This window comes from Bacillus sp. UNC41MFS5, assembly GCF_000686805.1.
In genome coordinates this window covers 1,133,455-1,151,400 of record NZ_KK366017.1, presented here as the reverse complement: position 1 = coordinate 1,151,400, position 17,946 = coordinate 1,133,455, and the positions used below count along the sequence as shown (strand labels likewise).

At 37.4% G+C, this 17,946-nt stretch carries 15 protein-coding genes; 2 read left to right on the top strand and 13 right to left on the bottom strand.

Annotated elements, in window-relative coordinates; all coding sequences use genetic code 11:
- Nucleotides 1-29 precede the first annotated feature (29 nt).
- From BR30_RS0121880 to BR30_RS0121865, 4 genes are all read right to left on the bottom strand, one after another.
- Nucleotides 30-596: an NADPH-dependent FMN reductase gene (locus tag BR30_RS0121880; protein WP_026566854.1), complete on the bottom strand. Its 567-nt coding sequence runs from the start codon at nucleotides 594-596 to the stop codon at nucleotides 30-32.
- 60 nt (nucleotides 597-656) lie between these two features.
- On the bottom strand, nucleotides 657-1,181 hold the full coding sequence (locus tag BR30_RS0121875; RefSeq protein ID WP_026566853.1) for an FAD synthetase family protein: 525 nt from the start codon (nucleotides 1,179-1,181) through the stop codon (nucleotides 657-659).
- Between the two features lie 32 nt (nucleotides 1,182-1,213).
- On the bottom strand, nucleotides 1,214-2,692 hold the full coding sequence (locus BR30_RS0121870) for a 4-hydroxyphenylacetate 3-hydroxylase family protein (RefSeq protein ID WP_026566852.1): 1,479 nt from the start codon (nucleotides 2,690-2,692) through the stop codon (nucleotides 1,214-1,216).
- Nucleotides 2,693-2,863: 171 nt separating this feature from the next.
- Complete coding sequence (locus tag BR30_RS0121865; RefSeq protein WP_051633756.1) at nucleotides 2,864-4,138, bottom strand: MFS transporter; 1,275 nt, start codon at nucleotides 4,136-4,138, stop codon at nucleotides 2,864-2,866.
- Between the two features lie 465 nt (nucleotides 4,139-4,603).
- On the opposite strand from BR30_RS0121865, the gene BR30_RS0121860 reads away from it, so the two are divergent.
- Nucleotides 4,604-5,236 carry a Crp/Fnr family transcriptional regulator gene (locus tag BR30_RS0121860; protein ID WP_026566850.1) on the top strand — a complete coding sequence of 211 codons (633 nt, stop codon included), beginning with the start codon at nucleotides 4,604-4,606 and terminating at the stop codon, nucleotides 5,234-5,236.
- On the top strand, nucleotides 5,236-5,892 hold the full coding sequence (locus BR30_RS0121855) for a Crp/Fnr family transcriptional regulator (protein WP_026566849.1): 657 nt from the start codon (nucleotides 5,236-5,238) through the stop codon (nucleotides 5,890-5,892). The genes BR30_RS0121860 and BR30_RS0121855 overlap by 1 nt, the downstream gene beginning before the upstream one ends.
- 78 nt (nucleotides 5,893-5,970) lie before the next feature.
- Here BR30_RS0121855 and BR30_RS0121850 read toward each other — a convergent pair whose 3' ends face one another.
- The 9 genes from BR30_RS0121850 to BR30_RS0121810 all read right to left on the bottom strand — a co-directional run bounded on the left by BR30_RS0121850 (nucleotide 5,971) and on the right by BR30_RS0121810 (nucleotide 17,749).
- Complete coding sequence (locus tag BR30_RS0121850) at nucleotides 5,971-6,708, bottom strand: rhamnogalacturonan acetylesterase (RefSeq protein WP_051633755.1); 738 nt, start codon at nucleotides 6,706-6,708, stop codon at nucleotides 5,971-5,973.
- 253 nt (nucleotides 6,709-6,961) lie between these two features.
- On the bottom strand, nucleotides 6,962-7,759 hold the full coding sequence (locus BR30_RS0121845) for a hypothetical protein (protein WP_026566847.1): 798 nt from the start codon (nucleotides 7,757-7,759) through the stop codon (nucleotides 6,962-6,964).
- A 99-nt stretch (nucleotides 7,760-7,858) separates the two neighbouring features.
- A complete protein-coding gene (locus BR30_RS0121840) occupies nucleotides 7,859-10,240 on the bottom strand; it encodes a polyprenyl synthetase family protein (protein WP_035445785.1) in 2,382 nt (793 codons plus the stop codon).
- Between the two features lie 131 nt (nucleotides 10,241-10,371).
- A complete protein-coding gene (locus BR30_RS0121835; RefSeq protein ID WP_026566845.1) occupies nucleotides 10,372-11,295 on the bottom strand; it encodes an AEC family transporter in 924 nt (307 codons plus the stop codon).
- 83 nt (nucleotides 11,296-11,378) lie between these two features.
- Nucleotides 11,379-12,701 (bottom strand): CitMHS family transporter, encoded by a 1,323-nt coding sequence (locus BR30_RS0121830; protein WP_442852989.1) that lies wholly within the window; start codon nucleotides 12,699-12,701, stop codon nucleotides 11,379-11,381.
- Between the two features lie 124 nt (nucleotides 12,702-12,825).
- On the bottom strand, nucleotides 12,826-13,512 hold the full coding sequence (locus BR30_RS0121825; RefSeq protein ID WP_155928766.1) for a response regulator: 687 nt from the start codon (nucleotides 13,510-13,512) through the stop codon (nucleotides 12,826-12,828).
- The gene (locus tag BR30_RS0121820; protein WP_331280807.1) at nucleotides 13,509-15,014 is read right to left on the bottom strand and encodes a sensor histidine kinase; all 1,506 of its coding nucleotides are present in this window, start codon (nucleotides 15,012-15,014) and stop codon (nucleotides 13,509-13,511) included. The genes BR30_RS0121825 and BR30_RS0121820 overlap by 4 nt, the downstream gene beginning before the upstream one ends.
- Before the next feature lie 241 nt (nucleotides 15,015-15,255).
- A complete protein-coding gene (locus tag BR30_RS0121815; protein WP_026566841.1) occupies nucleotides 15,256-16,215 on the bottom strand; it encodes an aldolase catalytic domain-containing protein in 960 nt (319 codons plus the stop codon).
- 172 nt (nucleotides 16,216-16,387) lie between these two features.
- On the bottom strand, nucleotides 16,388-17,749 hold the full coding sequence (locus BR30_RS0121810; protein ID WP_026566840.1) for an FAD-binding oxidoreductase: 1,362 nt from the start codon (nucleotides 17,747-17,749) through the stop codon (nucleotides 16,388-16,390).
- Between the last annotated feature and the right edge of the window lie 197 nt (nucleotides 17,750-17,946).

Genomic DNA, 17,946 nt, shown 5'->3' with positions numbered 1-17,946 from the left:
TTTCTCCTCTCAACTTTTAATAGAAATGCTTATCCATTTACTGTTGCAAATTTTTCCTCTGCTGATTTTAATGCCTCCTGCATGAAAACTACCTCTTTGGCTAAAGATGTAATTCTTGTAAGAACCTCAGCATCAATGATTTCATTTTCTTTATTAAAATGATCGTTATTGACATATACATAGCCTGGTGCCACAAAGGCTCTGAAAAATCCTGCAATCGGCTTCAATTGATTTTCGATAACAAGGTAATGCTGGTATGTTCCACCTGTTGCGACAAAACCGATTACTTTGTTGCGAATATCCTTTGGATTGATTAAATCAAACAAATTTTTGAGTGGCCCTGATAAAGACCCCTGGAATATCGGTGTTCCTACAATATAGAAGTCAGCAGAATTCACAATATCGAGAACTTTTTTCGTGTCACCTGTATAGGTTGAAGGATTTCGTCCATCACAGAATTGAACTTCATAATCTCTTAAATCAAGCAATTCTACTTCAACGTTAGGATGATGTTTCTTTACTTCCTCTAATACCTTTTGAACAACAATACTTGTTTTTGCACCAATAATGGTGCCTGAAATTCCTAATAACTTCATAGTGTGAACTCCCATCTATTGCTGAGTGATATCAAGTAGTTTCATTTACTTTTCTACTGTTTATAGTCCTAGTAACGAGTAGGACTGCTGGAAATCTCCCTCTGAAATTAACTGGCGAATTCTCGTCGATGAAATAAGTTTTCCGCTTTTACAATAAACAGGTGGAGTGATATTAATATGAAAATACTTTTCTAAAAGATTCACATCGCCTTCTCTATTTTTTCCAAAATGAAAATCAGCACCCACTGTAACCTCTACCGGGTTTAACTTAGATAATTCACAGATAAAATCTTCAGGAGGACGGGTCGCATACCATTCATCGAAGCTGGCAACAATTATATAATCAACACCTAACTTCGCGATCCTGCTAACCTTTTCCTGAATGGGTGTCAAAATTTGAACGCCCTTAAAATAATTTCGAGGAGGCGGATCGAAAGTATAGACAACGCTCGGAACCTGATTTACCCGACTCTTTTCCACTGCTTGCTTAATCACGGCTTGATGTCCTTTATGGACACCATCAAATGCACCAATGGCAATCACAGAACCTCCAAGTTTCAGAACTCCATCTTTAAGCGTTTGCATCCTTCACACCTCCTCTTCCTATTAATTGACGTTTATAAGCTAGTAACCTCATTTTTTTGATTAAATATTTTCATGGCTTCATCAGCCAGTTCAAAGGAATTTTTCCTTTTGTGGTTGTTATAGAAAATCGCTCTTTTACGAATTGGATCTCCAGTATAATAGCGTTCGTATTGAAGTACCCTTTGTCCAAATGCTTCACCGCATAAATCCCATGCTAATTTAAAGAGATGGACACGCTCTTCCGCTGAAACACCCTCTCTTCCAAGATAATACTTCTCTAAATCCTCTCTTAATTCCGGATTCTCGAAATCGGCATCTGTAGGTGACATTAATAGTCCACCTGCACCAATGATTTGCATAACCTCGATCGCACGCGGGTACATTTTTGGCAGCAATCCTCTAATGGTTTCAAGTGGCGCGTAGGCCGGCATCGCTTCGCCAGTAGCAGTTACTTCATGTTCATACTCTGAAATTCGGAGCAATGCCCTAATCGATTCAACCGATTGGACTAATTCTCCTAAATCATTTTGTACATTAAGGTAACTATCAACACCGATGGAGTCGGCGATTTTACAAGCCACTTCGGTTGCAAATTGTAGTTTGATTAACCCTCTTACACCAGACTGATGAGCTGGCTGCTGAGCGATTCCTGTTTTCGGGTAAAGTAAATTGGCTGCTTCTACATTGTTATAAAGGAATACACGCTCCCAAGGTACCAAAACATCATTAAAGACTAGGACCGCATCCATTTCTTCAAATCTTGATGCTAATGGGTGATCATATACCGAACGCTTTCCATCCTGCATCGCTTCGCGACAGACAATGCGAAGACCTGGAGTATCCAGTGGAAGTGCAAACGCAAGTGCATAACGTTCATCACCAGGCTTAAAACCAGGAAAAGAGTAAACAATCACTTCGTCCGTGATCGGTGCAAGGGTAGCTAGCATCTTCGCACCTCTTACGATTAATCCATCAGGAGTTTCTTTTACCGCTCCTAAATGAGTAAACATATCTTGTTGTTCATGTGATGATTTGCTGCGATCATTTTGTGGATTGATGATGGCATGAGTTAAAAATAAGTCATTATCTCGGATATGCTTAAAATAGGATCGAATGTTTTTTCCCCATTCAGGATTATATTTATCTAAGAACTCGGAATTACTCGCCATTGAAGTTACGACGACATTTAAGAAATCAGGGGTTCTGCCCATTAAACCAAATGTCGCTTTAGCAAACTCTTCGAACGTCTTTCTTCTAGCTTGTAGATCTTGGTAGCTTTTAGGTACTAAGAATGCATTCGAGATTCTTTCTCCCGTTTCTTCACAAATATGAGTAATGTCCTCTTGATACTTGGAATCATGCTGCATATCATATAGCTTTGCAATTTGAAGGATTGGCTGATGAAAAACTGGCTCTTCAAAGATATTTTTTACTTTTTTTCCAGATAACCAAACTTCTGGTGTTCGTGCTTTTAACGCCTCGATATACTGTGCTCCTGTACGAATTCCCATAAAAATCCTCCTTTGAATTTATATTTTCATTATAAAATTGAATTTTTTAAGTCATTGTAGTCTGATTAACATTTTTTCTAAAAAAATATAATTTTCACTTTATTAAAACTAATAAAACAACCCACATCATTCTTTATACAAATGATGTGGGCTGCTTATCGATGATAAATGCTAAATTTTCAGATTCCCTTTTTTAGGAATAAATAAAATAGTGATAGATGCAAGGACTCCTGCTACAGCAAAAAGATAAAAATTGATGGAAAAATCTAAATCTGAGCTCATAAAAAGGCCGATGAGGATGGGTCCGGAAATTGCACCAATCCTGCCAAATCCAAGTGCCCATCCAAGTGCTGTGGCTCTGTTTTCTGCTTCAAAATATTTAGAAATATAGGCATTGAGAATTAGTGTTGTCCCAATTGTTCCAAACCCAGCTACACCTACTAAGCAATACACCAATAACATCGATGATTTAATGCTTAATAGCGCAATTGAGACTCCTGCTAAGAAATAAGAAATACTGATGATTTTCTTGGATCCCCAGCGGTCTGCTGCAGTTCCTGCTATCAAAGCACCAATCGCTGCCGATAAATTAAGCATCAGCAAAAATCCTAAACTGGGTCCCAGTGGATATCCAGCCTCTCTCATCATTTTTGGCAGCCATGTACTCAAACCATAAATCATAAGCAGGCCCAAAAAGAAGGTCACCCAAAAAAACATGGTTGCCCGAATATTTTTTCTTGCAAATAGACTCGCGATTGCCGAAAGTTTGTTTCTGGAGCCTTTGTCCTCATCCTCCATATGGCTTTGGACAAAGTCATCGGGAAGATGGTATTTTAGAGCAATATTTTTAGCTTTTGCCAACTTTTTCTTTGCTATTAGGAAACTAATCGACTCAGGAAGAAATTTTATAATAAAAGGAATGACTAAAAGTGGAGTCACACCAATCCAAAACAATAATCTCCAGCCATAATCCTCTAAAAGAAACATAGAGAATAATGCTCCAAGGACTCCACCAATTGGATAACCTGTATACATAATAGCGTACAGTTTTGATCGATGCTGCAAGGGAGAATACTCGATTGTTAATGCAGATACTGTAGGTATTACCCCACCTAGTCCAAGGCCACCAATAAATCGGAATAATCCAAACATCTCAGGAGATGTGGATAAGGCAACAAGGCACATCGATAAGGAAAATACTATGATACAAAAAACCAATGTCTTCTTTCGACCGATCATGTCCGTAATTGTTCCTACACAAATTGCACCGATAAGCATTCCCACTAGAGCATAACTACCGATAGCTCCTGCTTGTGCAGGTGTCATACTCCAATCTTTATACTCCATTAATGATGGTAAAACCGCACCATAAATTCCTAAATCATATCCATCCGCTAACATCGCGAACCAGCACAACACAACTACAAGTAAGGTTGCTTTAGGCATATTCTTCAATGAAAGATTAGTAGCGTTTAGATTGTTTGTTTGAGATAAATCTTGTGTTACTACAGATCGTACTTCCTGGTTCATCCAACCATCCCCTTTTATTATTCGGTCCAATAGTCTCTTTTGTTATGTCTCAGGTGCAAACCCTCTTCTGCCCTCCTTTTTTTGATCTAACCATACTGTTCTTCCCATTATTTGACTACTTGAAGTTAAAAACTGGAACGTTAATCAAATTGGGTAAACGATGGTTTTGGATGAATTTTTAAAATTCAATCACAATGTTGATTTTATATCTTGAATCTTTTACACTACTGTTAAGTGGTTAACACAAATAAATTTTTTTACACCCAAATGTAAGCGCTAACAAATAATTACATCTAAGTCATAACACAGGAATAATTACATATTTCATAGATTTACAGTTTTATGGATTAGTTTTCACCATTTCACTTAGGAGTTGATTAGTTGGCAATCTTGTTTGACAGTGATATCAATTGGGATTCTTGCTTACAGTTTGGTACTAGACAATTCTTCAAAGAGAAAGCATCAATTTACCAGCAAGGTACGATGGGGGATGGATTTTATTATATCCAAAAGGGATTAATTAAAGTGACTACTACCACTTCCACTGGAAAAGAGCGCTTGTTAAACATCGCCATTCCTGGGCAGATATTAGGTGTTCAAGCGATGGACCGTCAGCCCCATTTTACGACAGCAACAGCGGTAAATGACTCTATACTTTATTTTTTCTCTTGTGATCATTTTCAAAAATTAATTAAGGATCAGCCTTCTATCCTTAACATTTTTATCAAAACCGTCATTCATAAAATGCACATCCTGGCTGATAAAATATACTTGGACACTCTCACCCCCGAGCAACAGTTGGCAGTGATTCTCCTTAATATTTGTTATGAATTTAAGAGTTATGAAGTTCATCTTACACAACAAGACCTTACAAAATGCACTGGCTTAACGAGAATCACCTTATATAAGATTTTAAAACAATGGAAAGAAGAAGAAATCCTTGAAATCCATAAGAAAAAGTTTTTAATAAAAAAAACGGATGAATTAAAAAAACTTCTTGGTAAGGTGTTGTAATGAAAAATCTCCGTTATTCATGGCGACCGTTTTTAAAATACGGAAAAAAACTTGAGATAGAAGAAAATGGAATCGTGTACCATCAGGGCAGTGAAGGCAAAGGCTTTTTCTACTTATCCAGTGGTGGTATAAAGATCACTCTCCTTTCCCATGAAGGTGTAGAGCGAACGGTGAATTATGTTCCAGAAGGTATGTTATTTGGGGAACATGGAGCTAGAAATGAGCCCTATTTAACTTCTGCCATCTCAAACTGTCAATCTGAAATCTATTTTTTCTCTGATGAAGCTTTAGTGATGATTTGTAAAGAACATCCTGAGGCAGCATGTATTTTTACTAATTCATTAATCTATAAATTTAGGATTCTGGCAGAAATTATTGCCTTTCTTAATTCGCCTATAGAACAACAAATGGCTCATTTCCTTTTAAAACTGGTAAGTGAAAATGGTAATTTTTCAATTGACCAAACATCGTTTGCCCGCTACATAGGGACTTCCCGGATTACGGTAAATAAAATACTTAATAAGTGGAAAAATCAACAATGGATCAAAATCTCAAACCGAACGATCGACATCCTTGAAATCGATCGATTAAAAGAACTCAGAGACTCAGGTGCGATAAACATTTCAAACTTGGATGTATTAATGTTATCCGATTAAGTTTAAAAGTAAATAAAAATAAGCAGGAACCATTATGGTTTCCTGCTGCTTTTTTTAAGATTAACTTTCTGGTTTGAGTTACTTTTTAAGACGGTCTTGAAGTGTTACCAGATTGGATTCCTTAATGCCTTCTACGACAAGACGAGCAATCTCTTTTGCTCCGGTAATCTGAAAGTGAGTATTGTCCTGGACACCATTCGGATAATTTTTATTTGCCCCAGGTTTCAGCCAAAGGACTATGCCCTTACTCCGTTCTGGACCAAGTTCCTGGAACAATACATTGCTTTTGGCAGTAAGATCCACAACGGATACATGTTCTTCTATTCCAAGTTCCATCATAGCCATTGGATACTTCCCATGTGAATGGCGTGCTCTGCCTTCATCGGTAAAACTTCTTCGTTCAACAGGTGTTACAAGGACAGGGATGGCTCCTTTGGCACGTGCCCCGTTTATATATTGTTTTAAATAGCTTTTGTAGGTAGAATACGGCTCTGTATAACGGTTCGGATCGTTTATTTTTTCGTCATTATGGCCAAATTGAATAAATAAGTAATCCCCCTTCTGAATCTGTTTTAAGATGGAGTCGAGTCTTCCTTCATCAATAAAACTTTTTGAACTTCTGCCAGGTGAAGCTAGATTTTTCACCACAACGGTATCATCGAAATACTGATTAATAACTTGTCCCCAGCCTGCTCGAGGTGCTAATGAACTTGAATAATTAGAAACAGTTGAATCACCCGCAAGATATACCGTTATACGGTTTTTGTGGGGATATTCACTATTTGCCATTTTTGCAAAGCTATTTATTGATATCATTCCAAACACTATTAATAACAAGATTGCAATTACTATTTTTCCTTTAACCTTTTCCCGCATACCACCACTCCTTGATGTTACCCTCTAGGTTTATTATATCGGTGATTACGTACCATTTATGCATTTTGGGTGACTTTATTCGTTCGAGTGAATCCACCTATGTTAGGGAAAAAATTATTGGCGACCAGACCCATCAATATGAAGGGGTCCAGCCGCCAATAGAGATCAATCAATTTCCCTGTATCCTTAGAACCTATTTCAGATTGATACTATGTCTAAAATGATCATAATCCGTTTTTATGAAATGAAATGCTAATTCGTTACCACCGTGATCGGGGTGTGTTATTTTTAATAATTTTTTATACTTTGTTAAGACCTCTTTATCGCTCGCCATTTTGGAAAGTCCCAATTTTTGACGATAATCAATTGTCTTAGGAGGAGAAGGTGTATGGACATCCTCTTCATAATCAGAGCCTTTTTGGTTTCCTTTTAATACTTTACCTTTTAATTTTAGCAATTCATTCGTCAAATCAATATTCTCTTTTAGCAACTTCTTAGTATCCCTTTGAAATTCACTTTTCTCTTTTTCCAGTTTCAACATATCTTTTTTTAAGATGTCAATTTGCTGGATTAAAGTAGCGATTGAGGTCTGATGAAGATGTTCAATTCCTTTTATATGCTCTTCCTGTGCCTTTATTTTTACTTTTAATTGACGGATAGTCATATCCTGGTCGGAAGGACGATTGGTAAACCGTTTTGATGCTGGTTCTTTTAGCGGATAGGTAGGTTTCTGAATTCCACTGCCCACTTTTTCAATCTGTCCTTCACGCAGCATACGACGAACGATTTGAACAGCTGTGCTATCGGCCACCCCTGCGTCCTTTAATAGATGAAAAGCTTGATCTGTATTGTCAAGTATGTATCCATTATCCTGTTCTGACCCCTTATAAGTAATCTTTCTTTCACGAAACCACCGTCTAACGGTTTGAATACTACTATCTTCTGTGACTCCTGCTTCAATTAACAAGTCAAAAGCTTGATCTGTGTTCAAAATATTCCCTTCATTCCCTCTTTTTTATCATTATTTTATATGAGTAAATTTATAAAGGGAATGGATAAAAAAGACTATCATTTTCGACATAAACCACTATCAATGGTCACGATTAACTATATAATTTAATAAATGCTTTAAAAAAGAAATATTCCGCGGTACCTCTTGCAATGCTTCCATTGCCAGACAATAATGTTCCCACATTTCTTTTCTAGCCCCATCAGGACCCAGGATAGACACAAAAGTCGAGTTGTTGTTTTCTGCATCTTTGCCAATTGGTTTTCCTAATAATTTCGTATCACCTTCAACATCAAGCAGATCATCTTTTATCTGGAACGCAATCCCGGCATGATGGGCGAATTTTTTCAAAGCATCTATTTCGGATTCCTTTGCGCGACCAAGGATCGCAGGCATGATTAACGAAGCTTCGAACGCAATACTGGTTTTATAAAAGCACATCGTATTTAATTGTTCTAATGTCAGTTGCTTCCCTTTAGAATCCAAGTCCAGCGCCTGTCCCTTACACATTAGCGATGTCATTTGAGCCGAATAATGAATTAAGGTAAGCACTGACTTTGAATCGAATTGGTCCAGAGATGCTTGTTCCTCAATAGCCCTTTGGGTCAAAAACAGTCCAGTTAATTCCGCAATGGAAACATTAAATACTTGATGAAGGGTTGGACGGCCCCTGCGGATCGAGGCATTATCCTGGGATGGCAAATCATCGAAAATTAAGGATGCCGTATGCATATATTCCAATGATTTCAGAAGCGGAATGATGGCATTCTTATTAAGTCCATACTCGTTCACGCCCATGACCCAAGTCATAATTGGCCTTAACCGCTTTCCGTCACCTTCCAGGCTGTAGTTTGCAGCATCAATTATTGGCTCAACATCCTCGGTTTTAGGGATTCTTAAGATGTGGTTGATTTCATTGCGAATCGTTTCAACCGTATCTTTAAAGATTTCCTGCTCGTTCCGTTCATTCTTTAGTGTTGTAATCATATGGTCCCGAAGTAATTTATCAAAGAAATCAACATCATCGGCTTTACGTACCATCTTTTGAATGGCACGATTGAATGAAGGATTTCCAGAAGCAAAAAGCTTCATCACATCATTGTATTTATCAGTACCCATACGTTCTTTATAGCGCTTAAGGCCATTTATTGCACGGTCAAGAATCACCTCGATTGCCTTGCTATCTGAGTGATACACCTGGTGGATCAAATTAGAGATGACTGTCCAATATAATTCAAACGGATTAATTAGATCGACACGCTTATTATGATATTTCAAATAATAGGTATAGGGTGTTACCCTGCCATCTTTCAAGTCTTCATCCATATCAGCAAAATCATCCGCAAGCTGGTTGTAAATACCGTAATAGAACGTACGATTATCAAAGCCTTCATCCTCTGGAGCGCTGATTACTGAGCGAACAATCAATCGGGAAGAGGCGGATTTTAAAATGACTGGGATGTAGAGTTCTTCATTTGTATAATTAGGATTGGATAAATCCTTTAAACGGTCGACTTCCTGAGACTGAAAAAATACATAGGCCTGCTCGAAAAATTTCTTCCTCGTCTCTGGTCGCAGATGAGCTGTAATGTACTCAAAGGCTTCGCGGAGTTCGGAATGAATATATCGAATCAGATTCACGTTTTTTCCAGTCCAATCTCCCAATTTAGGTACCGTTCCTGTGATAAGGGTGGTACGTATTAAATCTGAATATTGTTTTTCCTCATCAGTGGACAAGATTCCTGCATCTAGAAGATCGTCAATAAATGGATAGGTCAAACCATAGGAGTACCCCAGTATCATCGCGTCAGCAAGTTTTTGTCTGCGCTCTTCAACGGTTATCTCATCACCCATCTCTTCTATCTCATTCATGAGTACCCCGGCAATGATTTTAATGAGCTTTCGCTGGGCATTTTCAGCATCCATCCCGTTTGGAATATTAGTAGACACAGTCTTTAGTTTGTTTAACACCCAGATCAACGTGAGTTCGATTCCCTCATTTTGGGCCATACGGTATAACCCCGCCATGCTAAACATCTCATTTTTGGTATTTCGATCTGGTGCACCAGAATGAATCAGTTGATTTTTCAAGCTGTCAACCACACGTTTGACTCTGGTCTGTGTCTCTGGAGAATCCAAAGCCTTTCCCAAATCGCGCATGAAAATATAAGATATGCTTCGATCTAAGTAATTATCTAGTTTACCAGTATAATTGAGCCATTGGATATAATTATGATACGCTCGAGTATCAGGTTTTCCCTTTCCTCGTGAAAAGAAGGATAATATCGAATGATGATGAATATGGTTCCGTTTCCAGGATTGTATATCTTTTGTGATGGTCTCTACATAGGTTTTCTCCATTGCCTGTTTATGAAGGGAATGAAAATAAAGAGCAGCTTTCTGCTCAGCCATCTGATAGCTTATATTCGCGGTTTTTATTAACTCCTCATTCATACGATTCATTACCCTCTTCTTAAGGTTGTTTTATTCTTGGTAACTATCAAACTATTCTCATTATATTTAATGTTATCGGGTTTAACAATATAGTATGTCAACAACAAGACCGTTTAAATAAATAAACGGTCTTCAAAAAATTAAAATAAAATTTTCGATAAAAATACAACTGTGGTTACTGTAATCACGCTAAGTAAAGTAGATAACAAAACAACTTGTGCAGCGTAATCTGGATGATTTCCATATTCTAAAGCGAAAAGAGCACTGTTTCTTGATGTGGGGAAAGAGCTTGCTATAAACAACGCCTGTGCCGTAGTGCCATCCAGCTTTAATGATAAAATAATGATGAATGCAATTGCTGGAGATAGGATTAAACGACCAAGTAAACTTAAAAACAGCGGCAAAGAGAAACGACTTATTTTTATAAAAGCACTTTGTGCCCCTAATGTAATTAGCGCCACTGCCAAAAATGCATTGGAAGTATTGTTTATTGGAGTCCATAGAAAATTCGGGATGTTAATATGATACATATGGAGGAACAATCCTAATAAAAAGGCATATATGACGGGGTTTTTTAGAAACTCCTTCATTGCTTTCAATCCATTTTGATCAACAGAAACAGAATTCAGTAATCCATAAGTGTAGGTTAGCAAATTCTGAAAAATCATAACGACAATCTGTATGGATGCACCCAATGGGTTATGTTGAAAAACTAGTTGACTGACAGGTAAACCAAAGTTTCCAGAGTTATTAAGGACCACACTATTTTTAAAAGTGGATGACAGACCATTGTCAAATTTAGCCACTTTAGAGATTAGACTACTTATAATCATTAAGCATGAACATTGTATTACTAAAAAGCCAAGAATATGCAAAAGTGTTTCTCCGCCAACATTATTTTGGTAAATATTAACAAAACTAACGCAAGGCATGAGAAAATAAGTATTTAGCTTTGATAAAGTGTTCATATCAAACTTAAATTTTCGATGAAGAAAGACACCAGCTCCTATTAAAGTAAATACAGGCAAAATAACATTTAATACAATAAGAAAAAATACTTCCATAAAACTCTCCTTTATTCTACTCCCTTAAAATCAAATTTAGTCCAAAGACTCTCCTAACGAGTCTTTGGACTATGGACTAGCTGTTAGATTGGAATAATTGACAATAGAACTGCAACTAATATCATCACTGCTGTTGATCCGCATGCCCATTTTAGAAAAGTGCGCTGTAAATCTCCGAAATCTTCTCCAACCATACCAACTAATAAATAAGTGGAAGGTACTAAAGGGCTTAATAAATGAACTGGTAATCCTAATAGTGATGCTCTTCCAATCATTGCTGGATCAATTCCATACACACTTGCCGCTTTAGCAAGCAATGGTAGAACTCCATAGTAAAAGGCATCATTGGACATAAAAAATGTAAAAGGAGCACTAGCTATTGCTGTAATGAGAGCAAAATGGGAGCCAAGAGCATCGGGAATATGAGTAATCATCGTTTGTGCCATGGCATCCACCATTTTCGTCCCTGAAAGAATACCTGTAAAAATCCCTGCAGCAAACACCATGGAAACAACTGATAAGGCATTATCCGCATAGTGCATAATTCGTTCTTTTTGTTCAGAAATATTAGGATAATTAAGCGTAATAGCAATCGCAAAGCCTATCATAAACAATACCGTGGAAGGCAACACTTCTTGGATTAATGCAACTAAAAGTAGAATGGTTAATAGATAGTTTACAAGTATTAGTTTTGGACGTTTCAGATAAGCATCCTCAGAAGTAGCTGCCATCATAGCCATCGTGCTATAATCTATTTCTGCAACTCCAATACGTTTGCGCTCTTTTCTACCAAGGCAGTACGCCATAAATAATACAAACAACACGCCGCCTATCATGCTAGGGATTACCGGAGTAAAAATATCCCCCATTTCAAGATGTAGTGCTGTCATTGCTCTAGCAGTTGGTCCTCCCCATGGAAGAAGGTTCATCACACCTGAAGAAGATACAGCAATTCCTGCCAGGACCAAAGGTCTCATGCCAATTCGTTTATACAATGGAAGCATCGCTGAAATGGTAATCATATATGTAGTCGTTCCATCACCATCAAGGGAAATTAATAACGCAAGGACTGCTGTTCCAATCGCTATTTTTACAGGATCCCCTTTTACTACTTTCAAGATTGTCGAGATGATTGGATCAAATACACCTGCATCTATCATAATTCCGAAAAAGAGAATCGCAAAAAGAATCATAATTCCTGTTGGTGCCACACTTTTTATCCCTTCAAGCGCCATAGGTCCCAATTCTTTTCCGAATCCACCTATTAATGCAAATACAACAGGCACCACCATTAAAGCAATCATAGCTGATAAACGTTTTGTCATAATAAGTATCATAAAAATAAAAATCATTAAAAATCCTAAAGTTGCCAGCATCATTTTACCCCCTTTTGTTAGTAAATTAATAATAATCTAAATATTCTATGGTGAAAACGTTTCCAAAATAAAGTTATTATCGTACATTATTCTATATTTTGTTCATTTTGTTCACGCTAGGCAAAACAAACTAAAAGGATGCCAATTGGCATCCTCACTTAACAGGATAATATTTTCTTTCCGGCCTCCCGACAATTCCATAAACCACTTCTGCTTTTGCCTCTTTTATAGAGGATAGATATTCTAGATATCTCCGTGCTGTAATTCGAGAAGCACCAATTTCCTTCCCTACTTCTTCAGCAGAAAGTCCCTGGTTTTTTACTTGTAGAGCGTTTTTCACCTTTCCAAGGGTGATTTCATCAATTCCTTTAGGTAATCCCGTACCCTTCCCCAACTTTTCAATCTTATTTTTACCGAAAAGGAGGTCAACATAATTCTGGTCGACCTCTTGGCCAGAAGATAGGAGGGAGTGTTTTTTTATAAATTCTAAGACCACTTCGTCAAATCTTTCCCTATTTACAGGTTTAATTAAATAATTTTCTACTCCGTAGCTTAATGCTTTCTCAAGGAAAATTTTATCAGTCGCAGCTGTGACCATAATAATACTTATCTTAGGGAAACGCTCTCGAATGATTGGAAGCAAATCAGAACCCAGCATGTCTGGCATATAGACATCAAGAATCAATAAGTCGGGGCTTTTCTCCTTTAACAGTTCTAGAGTTTGCTCACCATTTAATGACTTACCAACCACTTCGATTTCCTTAAACTTATTTAAAAATTTCTCATGGATATCGGCTATTCGGAAATCATCTTCTGTAATCGCGACTTTTATTCTATTCAAATTTTTTCACTCCTCTCGAATTCCTTCGGTAGGTACACGGTAAAGACAGTTCCACTTTCCTGGGTACTCTGCACCTCAATCATACCATTCATTTCTAACACGGCATCCTCTGCATTGGACAGGCCAAATCCCCTCGGCTCAGACCCTTCTTTAGATGTAAACCCTCTTGAAAATAGGAGTGGAATTTCTACGTCAGTTATTCCTTTCCCATTATCCGCAATCTCAAATATGATATCACTGCCAATATCTGTAGCGAAGAATTTTACCGTAGGAGAATCCACACCATAGACAGCTTCAAAGGCATTGTCAATTAAGTTCCCAAGAATCACAATTAAGTTCGAAAGCTTAAAATGGGATGGCAATTCCTTTAAAAAGCTATCAGATATGATCTCAAATTTTATTTTCTTTTCAGAAGCCTTACCCAATTTTCCTAAAAGAATAGCTTGGACTTTCGTGTCTTTGATATGGTTAAAAACAATAGAATTCTGAAATTGCAACACTTGTGTTTCAGATTGGAGCATTTCAATTGCCTGTTCATTTTCTCCTAGCTGAAGCAGTCCTAATAACACATATAATTTATTGGTGTATTCATGTGTTTGCGCACGAAGATCTTCCGAATAGCTATTTACTTCTGATAGGGTGTTTAACATCTGCTCAATTTCTGTTTTATCACGAAAAGAAGCAACCACTCCACTTACTCCAGACCCTTCAAAGAGCGGAGTACAGTTGACAATAACCGTTTTATCTTCCAAGACCATTTCTTTATCAACTTGTGGATTTCCTGATTTTAATACTTCATACAAATAGTCAGAAGGAAATAACCCATCTACTTTTATATGGCGGACCGACCCGTTAATTTGTAATAGTCTCTTAGCAGGCTGATTCATCATCGTGATATATCCCACTTTATTAATAGCTAAAATCCCTTCCTTCACTCCATGAAGTACAGCATTCTTTTCTTTATATAGTGCAGCAATCTCAAACGGTTCGAGCCCCATTGTATCTTTGCGAATATTTTTTCCCAGCAAGATACTTCCAAAAAGAGAGACAAAAAATGCGAAAAGAGAAACAAGAAGTACCTTGGTAAGATTATTCATAATTTGCTGATGGACATCTTCAAGCAGAAATCCCACAGAAACGATTCCGATCACTTCACCCTTATCATTAAAAATAGGTGATTTCCCTCTTATTGAAGGCCCTAGTGAACCCTTGGCCTTAGAGACATAATATTCCCCTTGCTTAATTGCCCTTTCGTTATCTCCACCCTTCATTTTCTTACCAATCATCGATGGTAAAGGATGCGAAAATCTTGTCCCCTCTTTATTTCCAATGACAACAAACTCAGCACCGGTTTCATTCCGAATCTTCTCTGCTAAGGGTTGTATCGTTTTGGATGGATCACTTGTCTGAAACGAAGCAATAATCGTGGGTATAAATGAAACCGTTCTTGAAATTTCCAGCGCCATCCTGCCCCTGTTTTCCTCTATTTGTTTACTTTCCATATAACTGAAAAATACTGTTAGCAGAATGATTAAAAATAGCCCTAGTAATAGAACGAGCCCAAATATTTTTATCTGTAGCGATATGTTTTTGGATTTCAGATGGCATACCTCCTTGTTAACTACATGGAATCGCACAAAATTCATTATATCCTTTTATGGCTCAGACTTCTTTGTGGAAGCATAGCCATTAGTAAAAATAAAAAAAGTACCCCATCGAAAGAGGTACCTTGAGCAATTTAAACTATTTTAAAGTAGTAGCCACTGTACTTTCAGGTGATGTTACCTTGTCATAAAAATCTACGAAGTTATCACGATCAGCACTATCACGGTAAGCCATTGCCACACGTGGATGCTCATTAAGAACGCCTGAAATCATATAAGGAATGATATAGCCCCATTCCCACTTTTCACGCATTTCAAGCATGTGCTTCTCAATGACTCCAAGAACCGGTTTAATTTCATAGCTTGATTTTTGAATATAGCTAACGAGAAGTTCTGTGTTACAGTTACCTGCTGCCCGTCCCATGCCATATACAGACGAATCCAGGTAGGTAACCCCATTACGAAGTGCAGTTAAAGTATTGGCAAAGGCTAACTGCATATTGTTATGTGTATGGATTCCCAGTTGTTTGTTCGGAATCATCTCTTTAAATTTTTTCACTTGGTGCTCAATATCCACAGGGTCTAAGCTTCCAAAAGAATCAACAATGTAAACCACATCGACAGGGCTTTCCTTCACCAATTCGAACGCTTTAATCAGCTGTTGTTCAGGTACACTTGATAATGCCATAATGTTAAGGGAAGTTTCATAACCCAAATCATGAAACATCTGGACCAGTTCTAAGCCCTTATCCACTTCACGGATATAGCAAGCCACTCGAATCATATCTAGAACACTTTGTTCACGAGGGAGAATATCATTGGGATCTACACGCCCAATATCTACTAAAGCTGATAGCTTGGTGAACTTTTTCACAGGGATAATTTCTTTCAAGAAGTTATCATCAAGAAATCTCCATGGATTGGGCTCGGTCGCATTAAGAAGTTTAGGAGAATTTTTGTAACCAATCTCCATGTATTCAACACCTGAAGCACTAAGGCCTTCATACAAGTCCTGAACAAATTCGACACTGAAATCCCAATTGTTAACTAATCCTCCATCACGAATGGTACAGTCTAATATTTTGCTACGTTGTTCCATGATAGTATTTCCCCCTGTTTATTTCACTTTTTCAATATTATTTCATACTTTTATACTTTTAAGTACTAAAATTTCTTATTGTGTTTATAACACGGTTTATCCGAAAGTGTCAACTTATTTTTCGGAAAATTCGTAACATCGACGTATATTACGAAAACATTTGAATCTTATATTATTTAAACATCTTTCCCGGATTTAATATTCCAAGTGGGTCAAACTGGTCCTTTATCATTTTCATTAGATGTATTGAACTGGCATGTTCTTTATATAGATAGTCTATCTTCCCAAGACCAATACCATGTTCACCTGTAGCTGTTCCGCCACAATCAATCGCAAATTCTACAATTTTATGATTAACTGTATGTGCTTTATCTGATTCTACTGGATCATTCGGATTAATCATGATTAATGCATGAAAGTTACCATCCCCAACATGACCAACAATACCGCCAACCAATCCATAAGTTTCGAGTAACGAACTTGCATGAGAAATCGCATCTGGTAATTTGGATAATGGTACACAAACGTCCGTACTCATATTTTTCTTCTCTGCATATCCATGTTTAAATGCATAGGCTAGGGTGTGGCGTGCCTCCCACAATTGCGCCTTTTTCTTTGAGTCTGTTTCATATACAAACTGTGTACAGCCTTCTTGACCTGCTAATTCCTGAGCAAACGCAACATCTGATTTAATCCCTTCTTCGTTTCCATTGAACTCCATGAATAGTGTGGGCTGTTCAGGATACTTTGTTTGGTTATGGATATTCGCTTGTTTCATAGACCTATCATCTACCAATTCCACACGAGCGATTGGAATACCGGATGTGACCATTGCATTGGCAGCTTTGATAGCCTTCTCAATAGTAGGGAATACGACTCTGCAAGCAAGAGTAGTTTCTGGTATTCCAAAAACTTTTAATGTGATTTCAGTAAAAACTCCTAATGTTCCTTCTGAGCCAACAAATAAAGGAGTTAAATTATAGCCAGAAGAAGATTTAGCTGCTAAACCACCTATGTTGGCAATTTCTCCATTTGCTAATACTACCTCAAGACCTCTTACGACATCTTTCATTGCGCCATATTTTACGGTGGTAGTACCCGAGGCATTGGTACTAGTCATACCACCAATTGTCGCGTCTGCACCTGGGTCAACTGGAAAGAAAAGGCCATACTTTTTGAGTGCCTTATTTAATTGTTTTCGAGTAACACCCGGTTGTACCTTTATAAGAAGGTCATTTTCCCTTACTTCAATGATATTATTCATGAATTGAAAATCCATCGAGATCCCGCCTAAAACGGGGATTGGATGTCCTTCTAGGCTGGAACCTGCCCCAAAAGGGACAACCGGTATTTTATACTTGTATGCTATTTTCATAATCTCTGAAATCTCTTGCTTATTTTTTGGAAAAACTACAATATCTGGTTTCACAGGTTGATGGTACGATTCATCCTTGCTGTGATGTTCTAAGATGGTTTGATTTTCACTTATTTGTTCATTAGGCAGAATTTCCTGCAAAGCTTGTTTCCATTCCAAAAGTTTACATCCTCTCTTCATCAGTAACTATAAACATTATTACTCTTTCACTCTTTTTTTACAAACAATTCGCAATTTCCTGCCAATTCCTTATCTTTAAATCACATAAAAAAGTCACCCAATATTATAAACTAGGTGACAAAGAGGTTATTATTGAGAATACTCTACTTATCGTCATAATATATGCTCGTCAAACA

What these genes read in the sequence shown, in the direction of transcription:
- BR30_RS0121880 (WP_026566854.1), bottom strand. Translation starts at nt 596, where the DNA reads ATGAAGTTATTAGGAATTTCAGGCACCATTATTGGTGCAAAAACAAGT.
- BR30_RS0121875 (WP_026566853.1), bottom strand. Translation starts at nt 1,181, where the DNA reads ATGCAAACGCTTAAAGATGGAGTTCTGAAACTTGGAGGTTCTGTGATT.
- BR30_RS0121870 (WP_026566852.1), bottom strand. Translation starts at nt 2,692, where the DNA reads ATGGGAATTCGTACAGGAGCACAGTATATCGAGGCGTTAAAAGCACGA.
- BR30_RS0121865 (WP_051633756.1), bottom strand. Translation starts at nt 4,138, where the DNA reads ATGCCTAAAGCAACCTTACTTGTAGTTGTGTTGTGCTGGTTCGCGATG.
- BR30_RS0121855 (WP_026566849.1), top strand. Translation starts at nt 5,236, where the DNA reads ATGAAAAATCTCCGTTATTCATGGCGACCGTTTTTAAAATACGGAAAA.
- BR30_RS0121850 (WP_051633755.1), bottom strand. Translation starts at nt 6,708, where the DNA reads ATGATATCAATAAATAGCTTTGCAAAAATGGCAAATAGTGAATATCCC.
- BR30_RS0121840 (WP_035445785.1), bottom strand. Translation starts at nt 10,240, where the DNA reads ATGAATCGTATGAATGAGGAGTTAATAAAAACCGCGAATATAAGCTAT.
- BR30_RS0121835 (WP_026566845.1), bottom strand. Translation starts at nt 11,295, where the DNA reads ATGGAAGTATTTTTTCTTATTGTATTAAATGTTATTTTGCCTGTATTT.
- BR30_RS0121820 (WP_331280807.1), bottom strand. Translation starts at nt 15,014, where the DNA reads ATGGAAAGTAAACAAATAGAGGAAAACAGGGGCAGGATGGCGCTGGAA.
- BR30_RS0121815 (WP_026566841.1), bottom strand. Translation starts at nt 16,215, where the DNA reads ATGGAACAACGTAGCAAAATATTAGACTGTACCATTCGTGATGGAGGA.